The sequence below is a fragment of the Perlucidibaca sp. genome (assembly GCF_057084925.1).
This window is the reverse complement of sequence record NZ_JBXMRC010000002.1, coordinates 39096-55923: the sequence shown is the minus strand read 5'-3', so window position 1 is coordinate 55923 and position 16828 is coordinate 39096. Positions and strand designations below refer to the sequence as shown.

General features: G+C 56.4%; 16 protein-coding genes. 2 read left to right on the top strand and 14 right to left on the bottom strand.

The annotated features are described in order from the left end of the window. Both AC14IB_RS00500 and AC14IB_RS00495 read right to left on the bottom strand, forming a co-directional pair. Nucleotides 1-212, bottom strand: a 212-nt coding sequence (locus tag AC14IB_RS00500) for an AAA family ATPase (protein ID WP_484230058.1), incomplete at its 3' end; no start/stop codon positions are given. Between the two features lie 9 nt (nucleotides 213-221). After that, entirely contained in the window at nucleotides 222-917 is a 696-nt protein-coding gene (locus AC14IB_RS00495; RefSeq protein ID WP_484230057.1) for a GntR family transcriptional regulator, read from the bottom strand. Nucleotides 918-1122: 205 nt separating this feature from the next. On the opposite strand from AC14IB_RS00495, the gene AC14IB_RS00490 reads away from it, so the two are divergent. Together AC14IB_RS00490 and AC14IB_RS00485 are read left to right on the top strand one after the other, a co-directional pair. Further along, nucleotides 1123-2784, top strand: a complete 1662-nt coding sequence (locus AC14IB_RS00490; protein WP_484230056.1) for a nitrite/sulfite reductase — start codon at nucleotides 1123-1125, stop codon at nucleotides 2782-2784. Further along, nucleotides 2768-3265 (top strand): DUF934 domain-containing protein, encoded by a 498-nt coding sequence (locus AC14IB_RS00485; protein ID WP_484230055.1) that lies wholly within the window; start codon nucleotides 2768-2770, stop codon nucleotides 3263-3265. Before AC14IB_RS00490 ends, AC14IB_RS00485 begins: the two co-directional genes overlap by 17 nt. Before the next feature lies 1 nt (nucleotide 3266). On the opposite strand, the gene AC14IB_RS00480 is transcribed toward AC14IB_RS00485, so the two are convergent. From AC14IB_RS00480 to AC14IB_RS00425, 12 genes are all read right to left on the bottom strand, one after another. Beyond that, complete coding sequence (locus tag AC14IB_RS00480) at nucleotides 3267-4358, bottom strand: PepSY-associated TM helix domain-containing protein (protein WP_484230054.1); 1092 nt, start codon at nucleotides 4356-4358, stop codon at nucleotides 3267-3269. Between the two features lie 9 nt (nucleotides 4359-4367). Further along, a complete protein-coding gene (locus AC14IB_RS00475; RefSeq protein WP_484230053.1) occupies nucleotides 4368-4781 on the bottom strand; it encodes an ExbD/TolR family protein in 414 nt (137 codons plus the stop codon). Nucleotides 4782-4785: 4 nt separating this feature from the next. Next, the gene (locus tag AC14IB_RS00470) at nucleotides 4786-5532 is read right to left on the bottom strand and encodes a MotA/TolQ/ExbB proton channel family protein (protein ID WP_484230052.1); all 747 of its coding nucleotides are present in this window, start codon (nucleotides 5530-5532) and stop codon (nucleotides 4786-4788) included. A 19-nt stretch (nucleotides 5533-5551) separates the two neighbouring features. After that, nucleotides 5552-6226 (bottom strand): energy transducer TonB, encoded by a 675-nt coding sequence (locus AC14IB_RS00465; RefSeq protein ID WP_484230051.1) that lies wholly within the window; start codon nucleotides 6224-6226, stop codon nucleotides 5552-5554. A 154-nt stretch (nucleotides 6227-6380) separates the two neighbouring features. After that, on the bottom strand, nucleotides 6381-7568 hold the full coding sequence (prpF, locus tag AC14IB_RS00460) for a 2-methylaconitate cis-trans isomerase PrpF (RefSeq protein WP_484230050.1): 1188 nt from the start codon (nucleotides 7566-7568) through the stop codon (nucleotides 6381-6383). A gap of 217 nt (nucleotides 7569-7785) precedes the next feature. Next, a complete protein-coding gene (gene acnD, locus AC14IB_RS00455; RefSeq protein WP_484230049.1) occupies nucleotides 7786-10389 on the bottom strand; it encodes a Fe/S-dependent 2-methylisocitrate dehydratase AcnD in 2604 nt (867 codons plus the stop codon). Nucleotides 10390-10391: 2 nt separating this feature from the next. Continuing rightward, complete coding sequence (prpC, locus tag AC14IB_RS00450) at nucleotides 10392-11546, bottom strand: bifunctional 2-methylcitrate synthase/citrate synthase (RefSeq protein ID WP_198341639.1); 1155 nt, start codon at nucleotides 11544-11546, stop codon at nucleotides 10392-10394. Nucleotides 11547-11588: 42 nt separating this feature from the next. Further along, a complete protein-coding gene (prpB, locus tag AC14IB_RS00445) occupies nucleotides 11589-12488 on the bottom strand; it encodes a methylisocitrate lyase (RefSeq protein ID WP_068859397.1) in 900 nt (299 codons plus the stop codon). Then, a complete protein-coding gene (locus AC14IB_RS00440; protein WP_082968732.1) occupies nucleotides 12488-13255 on the bottom strand; it encodes a GntR family transcriptional regulator in 768 nt (255 codons plus the stop codon). Before AC14IB_RS00440 ends, prpB begins: the two co-directional genes overlap by 1 nt. 65 nt (nucleotides 13256-13320) lie before the next feature. Further along, nucleotides 13321-14682, bottom strand: a complete 1362-nt coding sequence (locus tag AC14IB_RS00435) for a TrkH family potassium uptake protein (RefSeq protein WP_484230048.1) — start codon at nucleotides 14680-14682, stop codon at nucleotides 13321-13323. Next, nucleotides 14679-15332, bottom strand: a complete 654-nt coding sequence (locus AC14IB_RS00430; protein ID WP_484230047.1) for a potassium channel family protein — start codon at nucleotides 15330-15332, stop codon at nucleotides 14679-14681. Before AC14IB_RS00430 ends, AC14IB_RS00435 begins: the two co-directional genes overlap by 4 nt. Beyond that, nucleotides 15329-16675, bottom strand: a complete 1347-nt coding sequence (locus AC14IB_RS00425; protein ID WP_068859401.1) for an MFS transporter — start codon at nucleotides 16673-16675, stop codon at nucleotides 15329-15331. The genes AC14IB_RS00430 and AC14IB_RS00425 overlap by 4 nt, the downstream gene beginning before the upstream one ends. Between the last annotated feature and the right edge of the window lie 153 nt (nucleotides 16676-16828).

Genomic DNA, 16828 nt, shown 5'->3' with positions numbered 1-16828 from the left:
CCCACCGCGCCATTGAAAATGACGTCGGTCATGTTCTCGCCGCGCAAGTTTTTAGCCGAACTTTCACCCATGACCCAGCGCACCGCATCAATAATATTGGACTTGCCGCAACCATTGGGGCCAACCACCGCAGACAAATTGGTGGGAAAGCTCGCCGTGGTAGGGTCCACAAAGGATTTGAAGCCCGCCAGCTTGATGGATTTTAAACGCATACTGTTTCCTTAACGGCGGTGCCGACGAGCCCAAGCCATCTCAATTTGCTTAACGCGAAAGAGCGACTCAAGCACTAAATTTCGTTGATGCATCACAAATTCTTCTAGGTATTCCGCGGCGCGCTCAGACTGCCTGAGCAAGACCGCATCGAGAAGCCCTCGTAAAAAGCTAAAGGACTCCTCGAGCTCACGCTTATTCATTTGCAACGCCAAGTAATAGGCACGGCGAACGGATGGCTGCATATCCTTGAGCTGCTGATCCAAATAGGGGTTAGCTGCAAACACAGAGGCCGATTTCAACCAATCTAGGCTGCGCTCAAAAAACAGCTCCGTATCTTCCTCAACAACAGCCTCTTGGATGTGCTGAATACCCTCCATAAAGGGTTCAAGGCCGGCTTGCTGCCACACCTCAGCCCACCGCCTAACCACCAAGCTCAGTTGCAGGTTCAGCACTTCATACAAACTTTTCACCAGTGCTGGAGTTAACTCCGTCACAACTGCGCCGCGACGCGGAAAAATATCAATGAGATGCCGACGCTGCAAAATCAATAGCGCCTCGCGCACTGAGCCGCGACTGACTTCCAACTCCGCGACAATGCGCATTTCCTGAATGCGTTCGCCCTCGACCAAATCGCCGGTAACGATCTGCCTTTCGAGATGATGCGCAATTTGTTCAGCGAGACTGTCTTGAGCGCGAAACGTCATAGGAAAAAAGCTACTCTTTACGGATGCTCGGCATCCTAGCACAGGCATTTGCACTTGCCGGTTCGTTCGTCGATTGTTGGACAAACTGTACGCATAATCTTTAATCAAGCAGCATTACTGATAAGCACGGTCAACAAATTCCATTTTCACTGACGAGTCTGCGCTGTTATTCTGCGCGCCTTCTATACCCTGTGGATGAACCCGCATGTATCGCTACGATGCGTATGACCAAAAAATTGTCGACGACCGCGTTCGCCAGTTCCGTGACCAGACTCAGCGCTACCTCGCTGGTCAGCTCAGCGAAGATGAGTTCCGCCCATTGCGCTTGCAGAACGGTCTCTATGTTCAGCGCTATGCGCCCATGCTGCGCATTGCCGTGCCGTACGGCATGCTCTCTAGCGATCAGCTGCGCAAAATTGCGGATATCTCCCGTCATTACGATCGTGGCTATGCTCATGTCAGCACACGTCAGAATTTCCAGCTGAACTGGCCTGCCCTGGCCGATGTGCCAGAAATTCTGGCGGAGTTAGCTCAGGTCGAGATGCATGCCATCCAAACCAGTGGTAACTGTATTCGCAACACCACCACCGACCAATTCGCGGGTGTTGTCGCCGGTGAGATTGAAGATCCGCGCCCTACCTGCGAATTAATTCGTCAGTGGTCGACCTTCCATCCGGAATTCGCCTTCCTGCCACGCAAGTTCAAAATTGCCGTGAACGCACTTCCTGAGATTGATCGTGCCGCCACGCAGGTGCATGACATTGGTGTGTACATTGTTCGCAATGCCGCGGGTGAAGTTGGCTACAAAATCATGGTGGGTGGCGGCCTGGGTCGAACCCCCATCATTGGCTCTATTATTCGTGAGTTCCTGCCGCGTCAGGATTTGATCGCCTATTTGGATGCCGTGCTGCGCGTGTACAACCTGCATGGTCGCCGCGACAACAAATACAAAGCCCGTATCAAAATCTTGGTTAAGGCCCTCACCCCTGCGGTTTTTGCCGAGCAAGTGGAAGCTGAGTTCAAGCATCTCCAAAACGGCCCATTGACAGTTCCGAGTGCTGAATTTGAGCGCCTTGCCGGCTTCTTTACTGCGCCTGCTTATGAGTCACTGCCCGCCATTTCTGCTGAGCTCACCGCTGCTCGCGCACATGATGCTGTGTTTGATAACTGGGTCCATCGCAATGTGTCGGCACATAAAGTGCCGGGCTACGCCATTGTCACGTTATCGCTGAAGCAAGTGGGTATTGCACCCGGTGATATCACCGCCGAACAAATGGAAGCCGTTGCTGGCCTTGCTGACACATTCAGCTTTGGTGAGTTACGCACCACGCACGAACAAAACATCGTGCTCGCGGATGTGAAGCAATCGGATCTGCCAGCGCTTTACGCTGAATTGAAAACGTTGGGTTTTGACACTGCCAACATTGGCTTCCTGACCAACATCATCTGCTGCCCCGGTGGAGACTACTGCTCGCTGGCCAATGCCAAATCTATCCCCATTGCCGAAGCAATCCAACGTCGCTATCAGGATCTGGAAGAGGTGTATGACCTCGGCCCGCTCGACCTGAATATCTCGGGTTGTATGAATGCCTGCGGTCATCACCATGTGGGCCATATCGGGATTCTCGGTGTCGATAAAAAAGGCGCCGAGTTCTACCAAGTTTCATTGGGTGGCTCGTCCGGGCACGATGCCAGCATTGGCGACATCCTCGGCCCATCGTTTGAAGCCGATGACATGGCGGAAGTGATTGAGGAAATCCTCAATACCTACCTCGATCTGCGTCTGTCCGGCGAGACTTTCCTCAGCACTTACCGTCGTGTCGGCATTGCCGTCTTTAAGGAGCGCGTTTATGCCAACGCTGATTAAAAACGGCGCCATTGCCGCCGATACCTATACCCGTGTGGATGCTATTGACGGCAATTTATCTCTGCCTGCAGGGGATGTGCTGGTCGGCCTAGACACCCTCCTTTGCCACCGCGCTCAAGTTCTAGCTCATGCGGGCCGCAAGGGCGTGCAACTAAAGCCAGACCAGTTTGCCGAGCAAATCGCGGACATGGTTTCTGAGCTCGATTTAGTTGCCGTTGAGTTCCCAGCGTTTGCGGATGGCCGCGGCTACTCCACGGCGTACCTTCTGCGCACGCGCTTTGGCTTTACAGGCGAACTGCGCGCCGTTGGCGATATTTTCAAAGACACACTGTTTTATCAGTCGCGTGTTGGCTTTGATGCCTTCGCTATTCGCGATGATAAAGATGCCGAAGTGGCGCTGAAAGGCCTGGCAGACTTCAGCGAGGTGTATCACGCCTCGGCAGATCAGCCTCAGCCCTTATTTTTGCGCCGCGCTATATGACTTAGCGCGGCGTCGTCCGCGAACGGAATAAGCTGATGCCCAGCCAAGCAAAACCTAGCAAAGACAGGCTGCTTAACATCATCATAAGTTGACCGGACCAGCCCCAGTATTGCCCGGTGTGAAGCATTTTCCACGATGCAGTGATTTGCTCGCCCCACGGCTTTTCAGCAAAGCGCTTATGCGACAACACATCACCTGATGGGCTAAACGTGAGGGTGTTCTTCGCACGAATATGCGGCGAATCTTTCGCCAAATATTCCACGCGAATGGCATCGCTGGGCAACGTGGCCAAAAGCACCGTGACACTGTCATAAGCCGGCAATTCAGCTTGCAAACGCGGCCAAACCGACGCCAGATACCCATCGAATTGCTCCGCCGTAATAACCTCTTTAGGGCCGGGCTTAGGCTTCTTAGGCATCTCCACAGACAGCACTTGGTAGATTCCCGCCTTATACCAATCGTAGGACCAGCTCAATCCCGTCGCCGCTGAAAAAATAAACAGGGCAAATAGCCAAGTGCCCGCCACGCTATGCAACTGAAAGCGCCATGCCCGACCATTTAGGCCGCGATGGTAGCCTAACCAACCACCGATACCTCGAGGTCGGCGCTTCCAGCGCAGGTAAAGACCACTCAGCGACATAAAAATCAGAACGAATGCGGACACCCCAGTAACCGCCTTGCCCACTTTATCGACCAACAAATTGCGATGAAGATCCTCTATCCACTCGAAAGCGGCTTCACCTGTAGGCTCAGGCAATAGAGCGCCGGTGTAGGGATCCACCCCCACTGATTCACCTTTAGGGCTTTTCGCCGACGTAAAGATAACCTGTGCCGGACGATCAGGTTGCCCACTCAGGGTTAATGCCTGCAGCGGGCGATTGGGTTCAGCCCGTTGAATTTCTCGATACAATGCTTGCGGGCTAAGCATCACCTGACCCGCTGCGGGCTCCAACTCAAGGATGCCGGGATTTAATAGGCGTAAAATCTGTGGCTCAAAGGCCATCATTGCACCGGTACTACCGACTAATGCAATGACCAGGCCTGCCGTTATACCGAGCCAGGCATGAAGACGCAGTAAAGTTGTTTTAAGCATTACTAATCCTTAAGTGGAGGGCGGTAAATCGGTAACGAAACCAACTTTGGCTAAACCCGCTTCAACAGCCGAAGACAACACGAGAGCCACCACTTCGTAGTCCGTCTTACGGTCGGCACGCAGATGTACTTCGCTCTCAGGTTTAAATTGCTTGAGATAGGTTGGTAATGCGCTGACTGCCACCTCAGCCCCATTCACCAAAAGACGACCGTCCGCCAACACCGCAATGTCAACCGGCTTACTGGCTGCTGCTAAGGGTTTTGCAGTGGCTTGTGGTAAATCCACCTTGACCGCATGCGTCATCAGCGGTGCTGTAATCATAAAAATGATGAGCAAGACCAGCATGATGTCGATAAACGGCACCATGTTGATTTCGGCATTGGCTTCAATCTCGTCGCCTTGTTCAAACGATCCAAATGCCATCGAATTACTCCTGATTATCCCGTGATTGCTGGATACGAGAGATCATGCGCTCCGACGTTTTCTCTACATCGTGCAGTAATGAGCCCGTCGCCAAACCCGTCGAAAGGAAAGCAAAGACATCGTGGGCAAAGGAGTTCAGCTGAACCAACGTATTGCGGTTTAGACGCACGAAAACGTTGTAGGCAACGGCACTGGGGATGGCCACCGCCAATCCGAGCCCGGTCATGATCAGTGCCTCACCCACAGGGCCTGCAACTTGATCTAACCCACCCTGCCCACTCACGCTGATGGCCATGAGCGCGTGGTAGATACCCCATACCGTGCCGAACAAGCCCACAAACGGCGCACTCGAGGCCACCGTAGCAAGGAAGGTCAAACCGCCCTCTAAGCGCGCTTTGTCTTGATCGATGGCGCGCTTCAACGAACGCGTCAAAAAGTCTTCAGCCGAGCCGGCTTCCACCAGCGAGTTGTTCTGGCGCGACTGATGTTGCTCAACGGCCGTAAACCCGTGATGCACTAAGTGTGAGAACGGATCGGTAATACCCGTGCTGCGCAGCTTGCGCGCCACAGCTTCGAGGCTAGGTGCGGCCCAAAAACCACGAACGAAATCACGAGAGCGATTCTGAGCGCCCCAATAGCGCCAGCCTTTGGTCACAATGTAGTACCAAGTACCCACCGACATGACGAACAAAATGGCCAGAATGCTTAATGCAACGCCATCAGCCTGATCCATGAAATGTTGAAAACCCATGATGCTCACTCAGCCTTAATTAATTGGTTAACTTGAATACGAGGGGCACTAGCACCCACTCCGTCAGATTTTCATCGCCCCGTTTTGCCGGGATAAATCGCCACTGGCGCACCGCTGCGATCGCTGCATCATCGAGCCGGCTGTAGCCACTGCTTCGTTGCAAATCGATTTGCTGGGGTTTTCCGTCGCTGCTCACGTGCACACGTAACAGCACCTTACCGGCCTCGCCATTGCGTCGCGATAAAGCCGGATAGCTCGGCGCTGGATTGTTCAGATAAGCCGCATCAAAACGGGGCGGCACGACCGGAGCAGCCAACGCGGGCTCCTGCGGCTGCTCAACAGGCTTGGGCGTAGGCTGTGGCGGCTGTACGGGTGGCAAGGACTTAGGTTCTGGTGTGGGTAGCGCCGGTGCCGGCTCATCTGTCTTAAACCGCTTAATTTCAGGCTTGGGCAATGGTTTAGGTACAGGTTGTGGCTTGACCGGCACAGGCTTCACCGGGGCATCCACAGGGGGTGATGCCTGCAGCATGCGAACCGACAGCACATCTATGCGAACGGGGTCGCTGACCCGCTGAAACATAAACAATCCAGTGAGTAACAACGCGTGAAGCAACACAATGCCGGCTAAAACCGGATAGGCCACCGTTTCAGCGTGTTCATGCAAGGGGTCGTCGGCTAAATAGGCATTTTTCATGACTGAAATTGTACGGGCAAAACAGCATCAACTCAATAAATGAGAATCAATCTCATAAAGATTTTTAAGTTGTGATTTCATGGCCTAATCAGTGCCAAAAAAGACCCGCATATTGCGGGTCCTTTCATACGCACAGTCAAGAAAACACTAATCGTTAGATCGCATCACCAGGCACCCTCACCCAGCCTTCCATAAGCACACGCGCACTACGGCTCATAATGGCTTTGGTCACCGTCCACTGCCCGTTGACTTGGCTGGCCGCAGCCCCAACACGCAACGTGCCGGACGGATGCCCGAAGCGCACCGCTTCGCGCGCCTCGCCACCTGCAGCAAGACTCACCAGCGTGCCCGGAATTGCCGCGGCGGTTCCAATCGCCACCGCAGCAGTACCCATCATGGCGTGATGCAGCTTGCCCATGGACAATGCACGAACCAACAGGTCTACCTCCGAGGCTTTGATCAGCTTACCGCTAGACGAGACATAGTCGGTCGGTGGCGCGACAAAAGCGATTTTTGGCGTGTGCTGGCGGGTTGCCGCTTCTTCCGGGGTTTTGATCAAACCCATACGCAAGGCACCGGCAATTCGAATCGCTTCAAAACGCTTCAGTGCAGCGGCATCGGTATTGATCTGTTCACGCAGCTCCGTGCCGGTGTAACCAATATCAGCGGCATTAACGAACACCGTAGGGATACCGGCTGTGATCATCGTGGCTTTCAACGTACCGATGCCGGGCACATCCAGATCATCCACTAAGTTACCCGTGGGGAACATGGAGCCACCCTCCTCGCCATCATCGGAGGGGTCCATGAACTCAAGGACAATCTCCGCTGCGGGAAAGGTCACGCCATCGAGTTCGAAATCACCGGTTTCCTGCACCTGACCGTTCGTCACCGGCACATGGGCAATGATGGTTTTCTTGATATTGGCCTGCCAGATCCTTACCACGCAGGTGCCGTTGTCAGGGATGCGCGAGGCATCCACCAAACCGGCGTGAAGCGCGAACGCACCCGCCGCCGTGGACAGGTTGCCGCAGTTGCCGCTCCAGTCCACGAACGCCTTGTCGATGGAGACCTGACCATAGAGATAGTCGACATCATGATCTGGCTCGCTGCTCTTCGACAGGATCACGCACTTCGAGGTCGACGAGGTCGCTCCGCCCATGCCATCGATGTGTGCGGCATAGGGGTCTGGGCTGCCGATCACGCGCATGAATAGCTGATCGCGAGACGCGCCGGGCACCTGACAACTGGGCGGCAGATCCTGCAGACGGAAGAACACACCCTTGGAGGTGCCGCCACGGATATAGGTGGCAGGCACTTTAATCTGGGGGGGATGAATCATGATGTTTGTGTCTCACTCAATTAAAAGTAACCGCCCATTTAGCACTCATCCATAACCGACCACCACGCCCGAAACCCGGACATTGGCGAGGCGCGTGGTACGGATGCACTCAGTCAAACCTTCACGCGCCAAGGATGGCGCGTGAGAGCCTACAGGGACGTATTCACGGCGTGTTTGACAGGGTGCAATCGTCCCACACGCCGCGAACTTGGGAGCATCAGGCAGTCGCCGTAGCCTCCAGGAAGTCCTTGGCAAAGCGCTGCAACACGCCACCCGCTTCATACACGGATACTTCTTCATCGGAATCGAGACGACAGGTCATCGGCACACGCACAACCTCGCCGTTGCGACGATTTATCACCAGCGTCAGCGTAGCACGCGGTGTCAGCTCACCTTCCACATCGTAGGTTTCAGTGCCGTCGATGCCCAGCGTTAGGCGCGTGGTGCCCGGCTTGAACTCTAGCGGCAGCACGCCCATGCCGATCAGGTTGGTGCGATGGATGCGCTCGAAGCCCTCGGCCACGATCACCTCGACCCCGGCCAGACGTACGCCCTTGGCGGCCCAGTCACGCGAGCTGCCCTGACCGTAGTCGGCACCGGCGACAATGATCAGGTTCTGCTTGCGGTTCATGTAGGTCTCGATGGCTTCCCACATGCGCATGACCTTGCCTTCCGGCTCGACGCGGGCGAGCGAGCCCTTCTTGACCTGGCCGTCGACCACGGCCATCTCGTTGACCAGCTCCTTGTTGGCGAAGGTCGCGCGCTGGGTGGTGAGGTGGTCGCCGCGGTGGGTGGCGTAGGAATTGAAGTCCTCTTCCGGCAGGCCCATCTTGTGCAGGTACTCGCCAGCCGCCGAGTTCATCACGATCGCGTTCGACGGCGATAGGTGATCGGTGGTGATGTTGTCCGGCAGGATGGCCAGCGGACGCATGCCCTTGAGCGTGCGCTCGCCGGCCAGCGCGCCTTCCCAGTACGGCGGACGACGGATGTAGGTGCTCATCTCGCGCCAGGCATAGAGCGGCGAGGCGGCCCTCTCCGAGTCCTTCTTCTCGAACATCGGGATGTAGATCTGGTTGAACTGGGCCGGCTTCACCGACTTCGCCACCAAGGCATCGATCTCGTCATCCGACGGCCAGATGTCCTTGAGACGGATCTCCTTGCCATCAACCACGGCCAGCACATCCTGCTCGATGTCGAAGCGGATGGTGCCGGCAATGGCATAGGCCACGACCAGCGGCGGCGAGGCTAGGAAGGCCTGCTTGGCATACGGGTGGATGCGGCCGTCGAAGTTGCGGTTGCCCGACAGCACGGCAGTGGTATACAGGTCACGGTCGATGATTTCCTGCTGAATCTTCGGATCCAGCGCGCCGGACATGCCGTTGCAGGTCGTGCAGGCGAACGCCACGATGCCAAAGCCCAGCGCTTCGAGATCTTCGAGCAGGCCGGCTTCCTTCAGATACAGCTCGACGACCTTGGAGCCCGGCGCCAGCGACGACTTCACCCACGGCTTGCGCAGCAGACCGAGACGGCGGGCATTGCGCGCAATCAGGCCGGCGGCAATCACGTTGCGCGGGTTGGAGGTGTTGGTACACGAGGTGATGGCAGCGATGATGACCGCGCCATCCGGCATCAGGCCGTCGGCTTCCTGGGCCTTGGCCTTGTCGAGGTCGACCGCGATGCCGCGCTCCTTGAGCGCCGACACCGGCAGGCGGCGATGCGGGTTCGACGGGCCAGCCATGTTGCGCACGACCGACGACAGGTCGAACGTCAGCACGCGCTCGAACTCGGCATTCACCAGGCTGTCCGACCACAGGCCGGCTTCCTTGGCGTAGGTCTCGACCAGCTTGACCTGCTCGTCGCTGCGGCCGGTCAGGCGCAGATAGGTCAGCGTCTGTTCATCGATGGAGAACATGGCGGCCGTGGCGCCGTATTCCGGGGCCATGTTGGAGATGGTGGCGCGGTCGCCGATGGTCAGGCCCGGCACGCCCTCGCCGTAGAACTCCAGGTAAGCGCCGACGACCTTGGCCTGGCGCAGGAACTCGGTCAAGGCGAGCACGATGTCGGTGGCGGTGATGCCCAGCTGGCGCGTGCCGGTCAGCTCGACGCCGACCATGTCCGGGGTGCGCATCCAGGAGGCGCGGCCAAGCATGACGTTCTCGGCTTCGAGGCCGCCCACGCCCACCGAGATCACGCCCAACGCGTCCACGTGCGGGGTGTGCGAGTCGGTGCCCACGCAGGTGTCCGGGAAGGCCACGCCGTGCTGGGCGTGGATCACCGGCGACATCTTCTCCAGGTTGATCTGGTGCATGATGCCATTGCCGGCCGGGATCACGTCGACATTGTCGAACGCGGTCTTGGTCCAGTTGATGAAGTGGAAGCGGTCCTCATTGCGGCGCTCCTCGATGTCGCGGTTCTTCTGGAACGCGTCCGGATCGAAACCGCCGCACTCCACGGCCAGCGAGTGGTCGACGATGAGCTGCACCGGCACCACCGGATTGACCTTGGCCGGATCGCCCCCCTGGTCGGCGATGGCGTCGCGCAGGCCGGCGAGGTCGACCAGCGCGGTCTGGCCTAGGATGTCATGGCAGACCACGCGTGCCGGGAACCACGGGAAGTCGCGCTCGCGCTTGCGCTCGATGAGCTGGACCAGGCACTCGGTGACGATGGCCGGATCCGCCTTGCGCACGATGTTCTCGGCGTGGATGCGGGCGGTGTACGGCAGGCCGTCCCAGGCACCGGGCTTGATGGCATCGACCGCCGCGCGAGCGTCGAAGTAATCCAGGGCAGTGCCCGGCAGGTTCTTTCGGAAATTCGTGTTCATGATTATTTGCGATCCTTCATCGGCACAAACGTCTGGTCTTCTGGACCGGTGTAGTTCGCGCTGGGGCGGATGATTTTGCCGTCGATACGCTGCTCAATCACATGCGCCGACCAGCCGCTTGTGCGGGCAATCACGAACAATGGGGTAAACATGTCGGTGGGCACACCCATCATGTGGTAGCTCACAGCAGAGAACCAATCGAGGTTCGGGAACATCTTTTTGATTTCCCACATGGTCGATTCCAAACGCTCGGCAATGTCGTACATCTTCATGTTGTTCTGTTCGGCGCTGAGCTGCTTGGCCACTTCTTTAATGACCTTGTTGCGCGGGTCGCTCACGGTATAGACCGGGTGGCCGAAACCAATGACCACTTCCTTCTTCTCTACACGCGCACGGATATCGGCCTCGGCTTCATCCGGATTGTCGTAGCGCTTCTGAATTTCGAAAGCGACTTCGTTAGCGCCGCCGTGCTTAGGACCACGCAGCGCACCAATGCCACCACAAATAGCCGAGAACATGTCGGAACCCGTGCCCGCGACCACACGCGAGGTGAACGTAGAGGCGTTGAATTCGTGCTCCGCGTAAAGAATGAGCGAGGTGTGCATGGCACGGACCCAGCTATCACGTGGCTTTTCGCCGTGCAGCAGGTGCAGAAAGTGACCGCCGATGGAGTCATCATCGGTTTCTACTTCGATGCGTTTACCGTTGTAGGCAAAGTGGTACCAGTACAGCAGCATCGAACCCAGCGACGCCATCAGCTTGTCGGCGATGTCACGCGCGCCCGGGTGGTTGTGGTCCTCCTTCTCCGGCTTAACGCAACCGAGTACGGACACGCCGGTACGCATCACATCCATGGGATGACTGGATGGTGGCAGTTGCTCAAGTGCAACTTTCACTGCCGCGGGCAGACCACGCAGCGCTTTCAACTTGCTCTTGTAGCCCGCTAATTCAGCTGCATTCGGCAGCTTGCCGTGAACCAAGAGGTGAGCAATTTCTTCAAACTCACTGGTCGCCGCCAGATCGAGAATGTCGTAGCCGCGATAGGCCAGGTCATTGCCGGTACGGCCAACGGTGCAGAGTGCCGTATTGCCCGCAACAGTGCCGGACAGGGCAACGGATTTCTTGGCTTTCGGCAAAACTTGTTGTACTTCAGTCATGGTCATTCTCCGGATCGAATTCGGTTTTTTTATAAAAGTGGCTTATTTGTTTTTGGAAAACAGCTGGTCAATCTTGTCTTCATAGCTGTGGTAATTCAGGAACTCGTAGAGCTCCTTGCGCTTCTGCATGAGGTCGAGCACGTTGACCTGCGTACCGTCCTTGCGCACCGCCTCGTACACGGCCAGCGCGGCTTTCTGCATGGCACGTGTGCCCGACAGCGGGTACAGAACCATGGCGATGCCCTGCTCGCCCAGCTCGCTCGTGGTGTAGTACGGCGTGTCGCCGAACTCGGTGATGTTGGCCAGCACCGGCACGTTCACGGCATCGCAGACCTTGCGGTACATGGTGATGTCGGTCATGGCCTCGGCAAAGATGGCATCGGCACCGGCTTCAACATAGGCACTGATGCGGTCGATGACGCCGTTGAGACCTTCCTTCTGCAGCGAGTCGGTACGCGCCATCACGACAAAATCGCTGTCGGTCTTGGCATCGACGGCGGCTTTCACGCGATCGACCATCTCCTCGACCGGCACGATTTCCTTGTTCGGGCGATGACCGCAGCGCTTCTGCGCAACCTGGTCCTCGATGTGCACAGCAGCGACGCCGGCGCGGATCATCTCCGTGACCGTGCGCGAGATGTTGAACGCCCCGCCCCAGCCGGTGTCGATGTCGACCAGCAGCGGCGTATCGGTGACGCTGGTGATGCGGCGGGCATCGATCAGCACATCTTCCAGCGAGGTCAGACCCAGATCCGGCAGACCGTAGGAGTAGTTGGCACAACCAGCACCCGACAGATAAATGGCCTTGTAGCCAACCTTGGTCGCCATCATCGCGGCGTAGGCATTGACCGTGCCCATGACCTGTAGCGGCTTTTCGGCAGCGATGGCATCGCGAAAACGACGACCGGCACTCGGGTGATGTGGGTGGTTATGGCAAGACATCAAGCACTCCTGGCCGGGGCATCCGGCGTTGGTAAAGAGGGTGAGACGCGCGCCTCGATATTGGCGCGGGCGGTGGCAATGTGGCGACGCATCAGGAATTCGGCGAGCTCGCCATCACGCGTGGCAATGGCTTCAACGATGCGACGGTGCTCATCCAGCGCTTTCGCCGGACGACCCTCGGTGACCGAGAACTGGCCTCGGTAAATGCGCACGCGGTGGTAAAGCTCGCCGCAGAGCATCTGAATCAGCACGGCGTTGTGGCTGCCCTGGATGATGCAGTAATGAAAGTCGACGTTGCCTTCTTCCTGGATGTAGGCGCGGCCCTCGTGCTCGGCAATCTGCTGCTCGTGGCGGGCCAGTAGCTCTTTCAGGCCAGCGATTTCGGCATCGCTCATGTGCTGCGCGGCAAGGCGGCAGGCCAGCCCTTCCAGGGTTTCGCGAACCTGATAGATCTGCAGCAGCTCATCCAGCGACAAGGCCATGATGCGCACGCCAACATGCGGAATTCGGGTGATGAGCTGACGGCCTTCAAGCCGGCGCAGCGCTTCACGCAGCGGCCCTCGCGACACACCGTAACGCGCGACTAGCTCCGCTTCGGATACGCGCGAGCCAGCAACGAGCTCGCCTTTGACGATGGCATCCTGAAGCTGGGCAAAGACTTTATCGGCGAGGGTAAGACGGGGCTCACTGCTATTCAGCGATGACACGACCAGATCGCTGTCAGCGACCACGGGGGTGTCAGGTGATGGCAATGATGTCTCAGTCATGCAAGCGGCTCGAATTGTCGACAATCTGCGAGGTATCGAGACGATACGCCTTTGAAACTGAGGGGTCAACCGATATGGACATCCCCGGCCGGATAGCGAATGCGATGACGCTTAGGCTTGGCCAGCAAAAACACCAACGTTAATGGCCCAATGCGTCCAATAAACATGGCTAACATCAAGACGATACGACCAGGCTCAGACAGATCCCCCGTGATACCACGGGATAACCCCACCGTGGCACAAGCCGACACCGCTTCAAAGAAGAGATTGAGAAAGCCGAGATGAGGGTCGGTCAGCGTCAGCGCAAACATGGTTGCCAACACAATCATCATGGCAATAAATGCCATGGCTAAAGACTTAAGTACCAGTTCCAACGGAATACTGCGGCCAAACACAGACGGCGTAGTGCGCCCACTCAAAAACGCTCTTGTCGACAATATCAGCACCATAAAGGTGGTGACCTTGATGCCGCCACCACTGGAATTGGTACCGGCACCGATAAACATCAGGACGATATAGAGCATGGTGACTGCGAGCGTCAGGCTGCCGACATCCACCATATTGAAACCGGCTGAGCGAGGAACAATGGCATGAAAGAGACCAATTGCCAGTTTTTCACTGGTGTCGTATGACCCTAAAGTGGCCGGATTACTCCATTCACACAGCAGAAACACGACAAAAGTGAACAACAACAAGATCGCGGTACCGCTGAGCATGAGACGACTGTGCAACGACATCGCAGACCAGCGTGTTCGCAATCTCAACTCCGCCAATACGGTAAAGCCAAGACCGCCAATAACGGCAAGCGAGCCCAAAACTAAGGCCAAAGGCCAGTGCCCAGCCTTAGGAATGAGGCTTTCACTGGTCAGCGCAAAGCCAGCATTGTTGAACGCTGAGATGCTGTAAAACAGGGCGTGATAACTTCCAGTGAGCCAGCCCTGATCGGGTATTAAAATAACGCTGAGCAGCAGAAAGCCGACCAGCTCAATAACAAAGACCAGCACAAAAATACGTTTTATCAGCCAACCCAGATCCATCACACGGGTATGGTTCATGGCCTCCCGAACCAGTCGTTGCTCGCCTATCCCCAACTGATGCCCTAATAGCAATAAGGTCAAGGCAGCAAACGTCATGATGCCAATGCCGCCCAGCTGCACCAGCACCAGTAAGACCATCTGACCTGCTGTGCTGAAATGAGTGTCGGTGTCCAGCACCGCCAATCCCGTCACAGTGACGGCTGAAGTCGCGGTAAAAAGCGCGTCTGACCAACTAATCGGCACTTTGGTAGCCCAGTCACTGCGTAGTAATAACGCACCGATGATGATTAAAATTAAAAAGCTGCTCGCCACCAGTGTGGCGGGGTTTGTGCCCTTTACCAGCGCTGAGTTGTCACCCCAAAAGGGTAAATGTGGCCGCCAACTTCTCACATAATTCTCTTAGCAAACTTCAGCAGATTCTCGAGCAAACCGGCCAACACAATTTGGTCGCCCACTTGCAATAACAGTCCCCGATAAGGAGGCGGCACCACGATAGAGCCACGTTTCACTAAGACCATTTTTAAGTCAGCAAAATCCAATTCCTGCTCATAGGACTTACGCGCAGCTATGTGTTCGTTGACATTAATTTCAACCACAAACCACCCTTGCCCTAGGGAAATATAGTCGAGCATTTGCGGATGCGTCAGGCTTTGCGCTACCCGTACACCAATCTCATGCTCGGGATGAATAATGCGATCCGCCTGCAATCGAGACAAAATGCGATGATGCGTGTCGTTGGTAGCCTTTACCCACACTCGCTCACAACCACTGCTTTTTAGCGCCAGCGTACTCAGGATGCTGGCCTCTAGGTTCTCACCAATGGCCACCACAACGGCATCGTATTTTTGCAGGCCTAATTCCTCAATAACCTTGTCATCCGTACCATCCGCGACCAGGGTTTGCGTGAGGTGGTCGGCGTGCTTATTCACGCGAGCCTCATCCACATCAATACCCAACACTTCATGACCCAAACGAACCAGTTCGCAAGCAACCGTACCGCCAAAACTGCCTAGCCCAATAATGGCAAACTTTTGCTTCATTTCTTACCCTCGATTGGCTCACACCATTGATCCGCAGCCGCCCTGCCCCGAGTTTCATCAACACTCGACACTACCCACATGGACACCGCAAACAGCACCAGACAAAACAGAATGGCGTCGGCCAACCCGAAAAAGGTCTGCAACAAACCCAGACCGAGCATACCGAATACAGCGGCTAGTTTCGCTGCCGTCCCCCACATGCCGAAGAACTCCGCCGATTTACCCGCTGGCGTCAAGAAACCGACCAAGGCACGTCCGGCCGATTGCGCTGACCCCAGGCTCAGACCCGCCAAACAGCCAGCAAACAAGAAGACATATTGTGCCTGCCAGTTCACACCCAACTGCTCACGCGCCAAAGCGGCAATTTCCGGCGTGAGCCAGATCGCCAGAATCGCAACTACCCAAAGCCCTTGCGACAACATGTAGGTGAAGCGCGACCCCAAACGGCTTTGCAGAATGCCAAATGCGATAGCACCCACTGCCGCATTAAATTGCACGATCACGAACATCATGGTTCGCACCGAGTCATCCCATTTGATGACCTGCGCGCCATAAATAAAGGCAAAGCTGACGATGATGGCAATGCCGGCCATGGAGAAAAAGATGGAGATCAACAAGCGGCGCAAATCTTGAAACTGGCGCATTTCCAGCCAGGTTTCACGCAGGCGTACCAGACCGCGCTGCATCACTGACTCACCGGCTGGCAGTTGTCGCGCCGTTCCACGCTCGCGCAACCACAGAAACGTCGGGATGCAGCCGAGGCAGACAAAAACTGCCGCAAATGGGCCAACCCAGCGCACTGTGTCGTAATTGGCCAGACTGACCTCGCCCAGGAAGCTCAGCGAAAATGCCGTGGCCACGAGGCCGCCAATATAGCCGAGTCCCCAGCCGAGACCGGAGATCCAGCCCAAAGCATCGCGTGGGCCGAGATCAGTGAGAAAGCTGGCGATAATGCCTTCGCCGAGCGCAAAGGCGAAGTTGGTGATAATGATCAGTAACATCGCCAACGCTATCCAGCCCGGCTCCACGAAGTAGAGCAGCGCCGTACCGATGACTGTCAGCACATAAGTCATAAACAGATAGCGTTTGCGCGTAGCGGTGTAATCCATGACTGCGCCACAAATGGGATTCACCAGTGCTACCGCCAAGCAGCTTACGGCAATGGCAACGCTCCAGAGCAAGTTGCCGAGGCGGTAATCCGGGCCATCACCCACAATAACGCGCGTAAACAAATCACCAAAAACGACCGTGATAATGAGCAGTGTGTAGGCCTGATTGGCGAAGTCGTACATGGCCCAGCCAACGATTTCGCGCTTGGGGGCAAGAGGCACAGGAGAGGTCATGGGTGATCCTTACAATAATCACAAGCAGCGGGAATGGGACGAGTCTAACCTTTCTCGTGGGCGGCCAACATGGTAGGGTTTAAGCATCAATTATTGAGTTGCTTTTCGATGTCTCGCTTGCCGTTAAGCTTTGCCTCCACTGCTGTTTTTGCC

Coding starts and splice junctions, on each gene's coding strand:
- prpC (WP_198341639.1), bottom strand. CDS start 11,546: ATGACTGAAGTACAACAAGTTTTGCCGAAAGCCAAGAAATCCGTTGCC.
- AC14IB_RS00485 (WP_484230055.1), top strand. CDS start 2,768: ATGCCAACGCTGATTAAAAACGGCGCCATTGCCGCCGATACCTATACC.
- AC14IB_RS00425 (WP_068859401.1), bottom strand. CDS start 16,675: ATGACCTCTCCTGTGCCTCTTGCCCCCAAGCGCGAAATCGTTGGCTGG.
- prpF (WP_484230050.1), bottom strand. CDS start 7,568: ATGATTCATCCCCCCCAGATTAAAGTGCCTGCCACCTATATCCGTGGC.
- acnD (WP_484230049.1), bottom strand. CDS start 10,389: ATGAACACGAATTTCCGAAAGAACCTGCCGGGCACTGCCCTGGATTAC.
- AC14IB_RS00480 (WP_484230054.1), bottom strand. CDS start 4,358: ATGCTTAAAACAACTTTACTGCGTCTTCATGCCTGGCTCGGTATAACG.
- AC14IB_RS00495 (WP_484230057.1), bottom strand. CDS start 917: ATGACGTTTCGCGCTCAAGACAGTCTCGCTGAACAAATTGCGCATCAT.
- AC14IB_RS00490 (WP_484230056.1), top strand. CDS start 1,123: ATGTATCGCTACGATGCGTATGACCAAAAAATTGTCGACGACCGCGTT.
- prpB (WP_068859397.1), bottom strand. CDS start 12,488: ATGTCTTGCCATAACCACCCACATCACCCGAGTGCCGGTCGTCGTTTT.
- AC14IB_RS00470 (WP_484230052.1), bottom strand. CDS start 5,532: ATGGGTTTTCAACATTTCATGGATCAGGCTGATGGCGTTGCATTAAGC.
- AC14IB_RS00430 (WP_484230047.1), bottom strand. CDS start 15,332: ATGAAGCAAAAGTTTGCCATTATTGGGCTAGGCAGTTTTGGCGGTACG.
- AC14IB_RS00475 (WP_484230053.1), bottom strand. CDS start 4,781: ATGGCATTTGGATCGTTTGAACAAGGCGACGAGATTGAAGCCAATGCC.
- AC14IB_RS00465 (WP_484230051.1), bottom strand. CDS start 6,226: ATGAAAAATGCCTATTTAGCCGACGACCCCTTGCATGAACACGCTGAA.
- AC14IB_RS00440 (WP_082968732.1), bottom strand. CDS start 13,255: ATGACTGAGACATCATTGCCATCACCTGACACCCCCGTGGTCGCTGAC.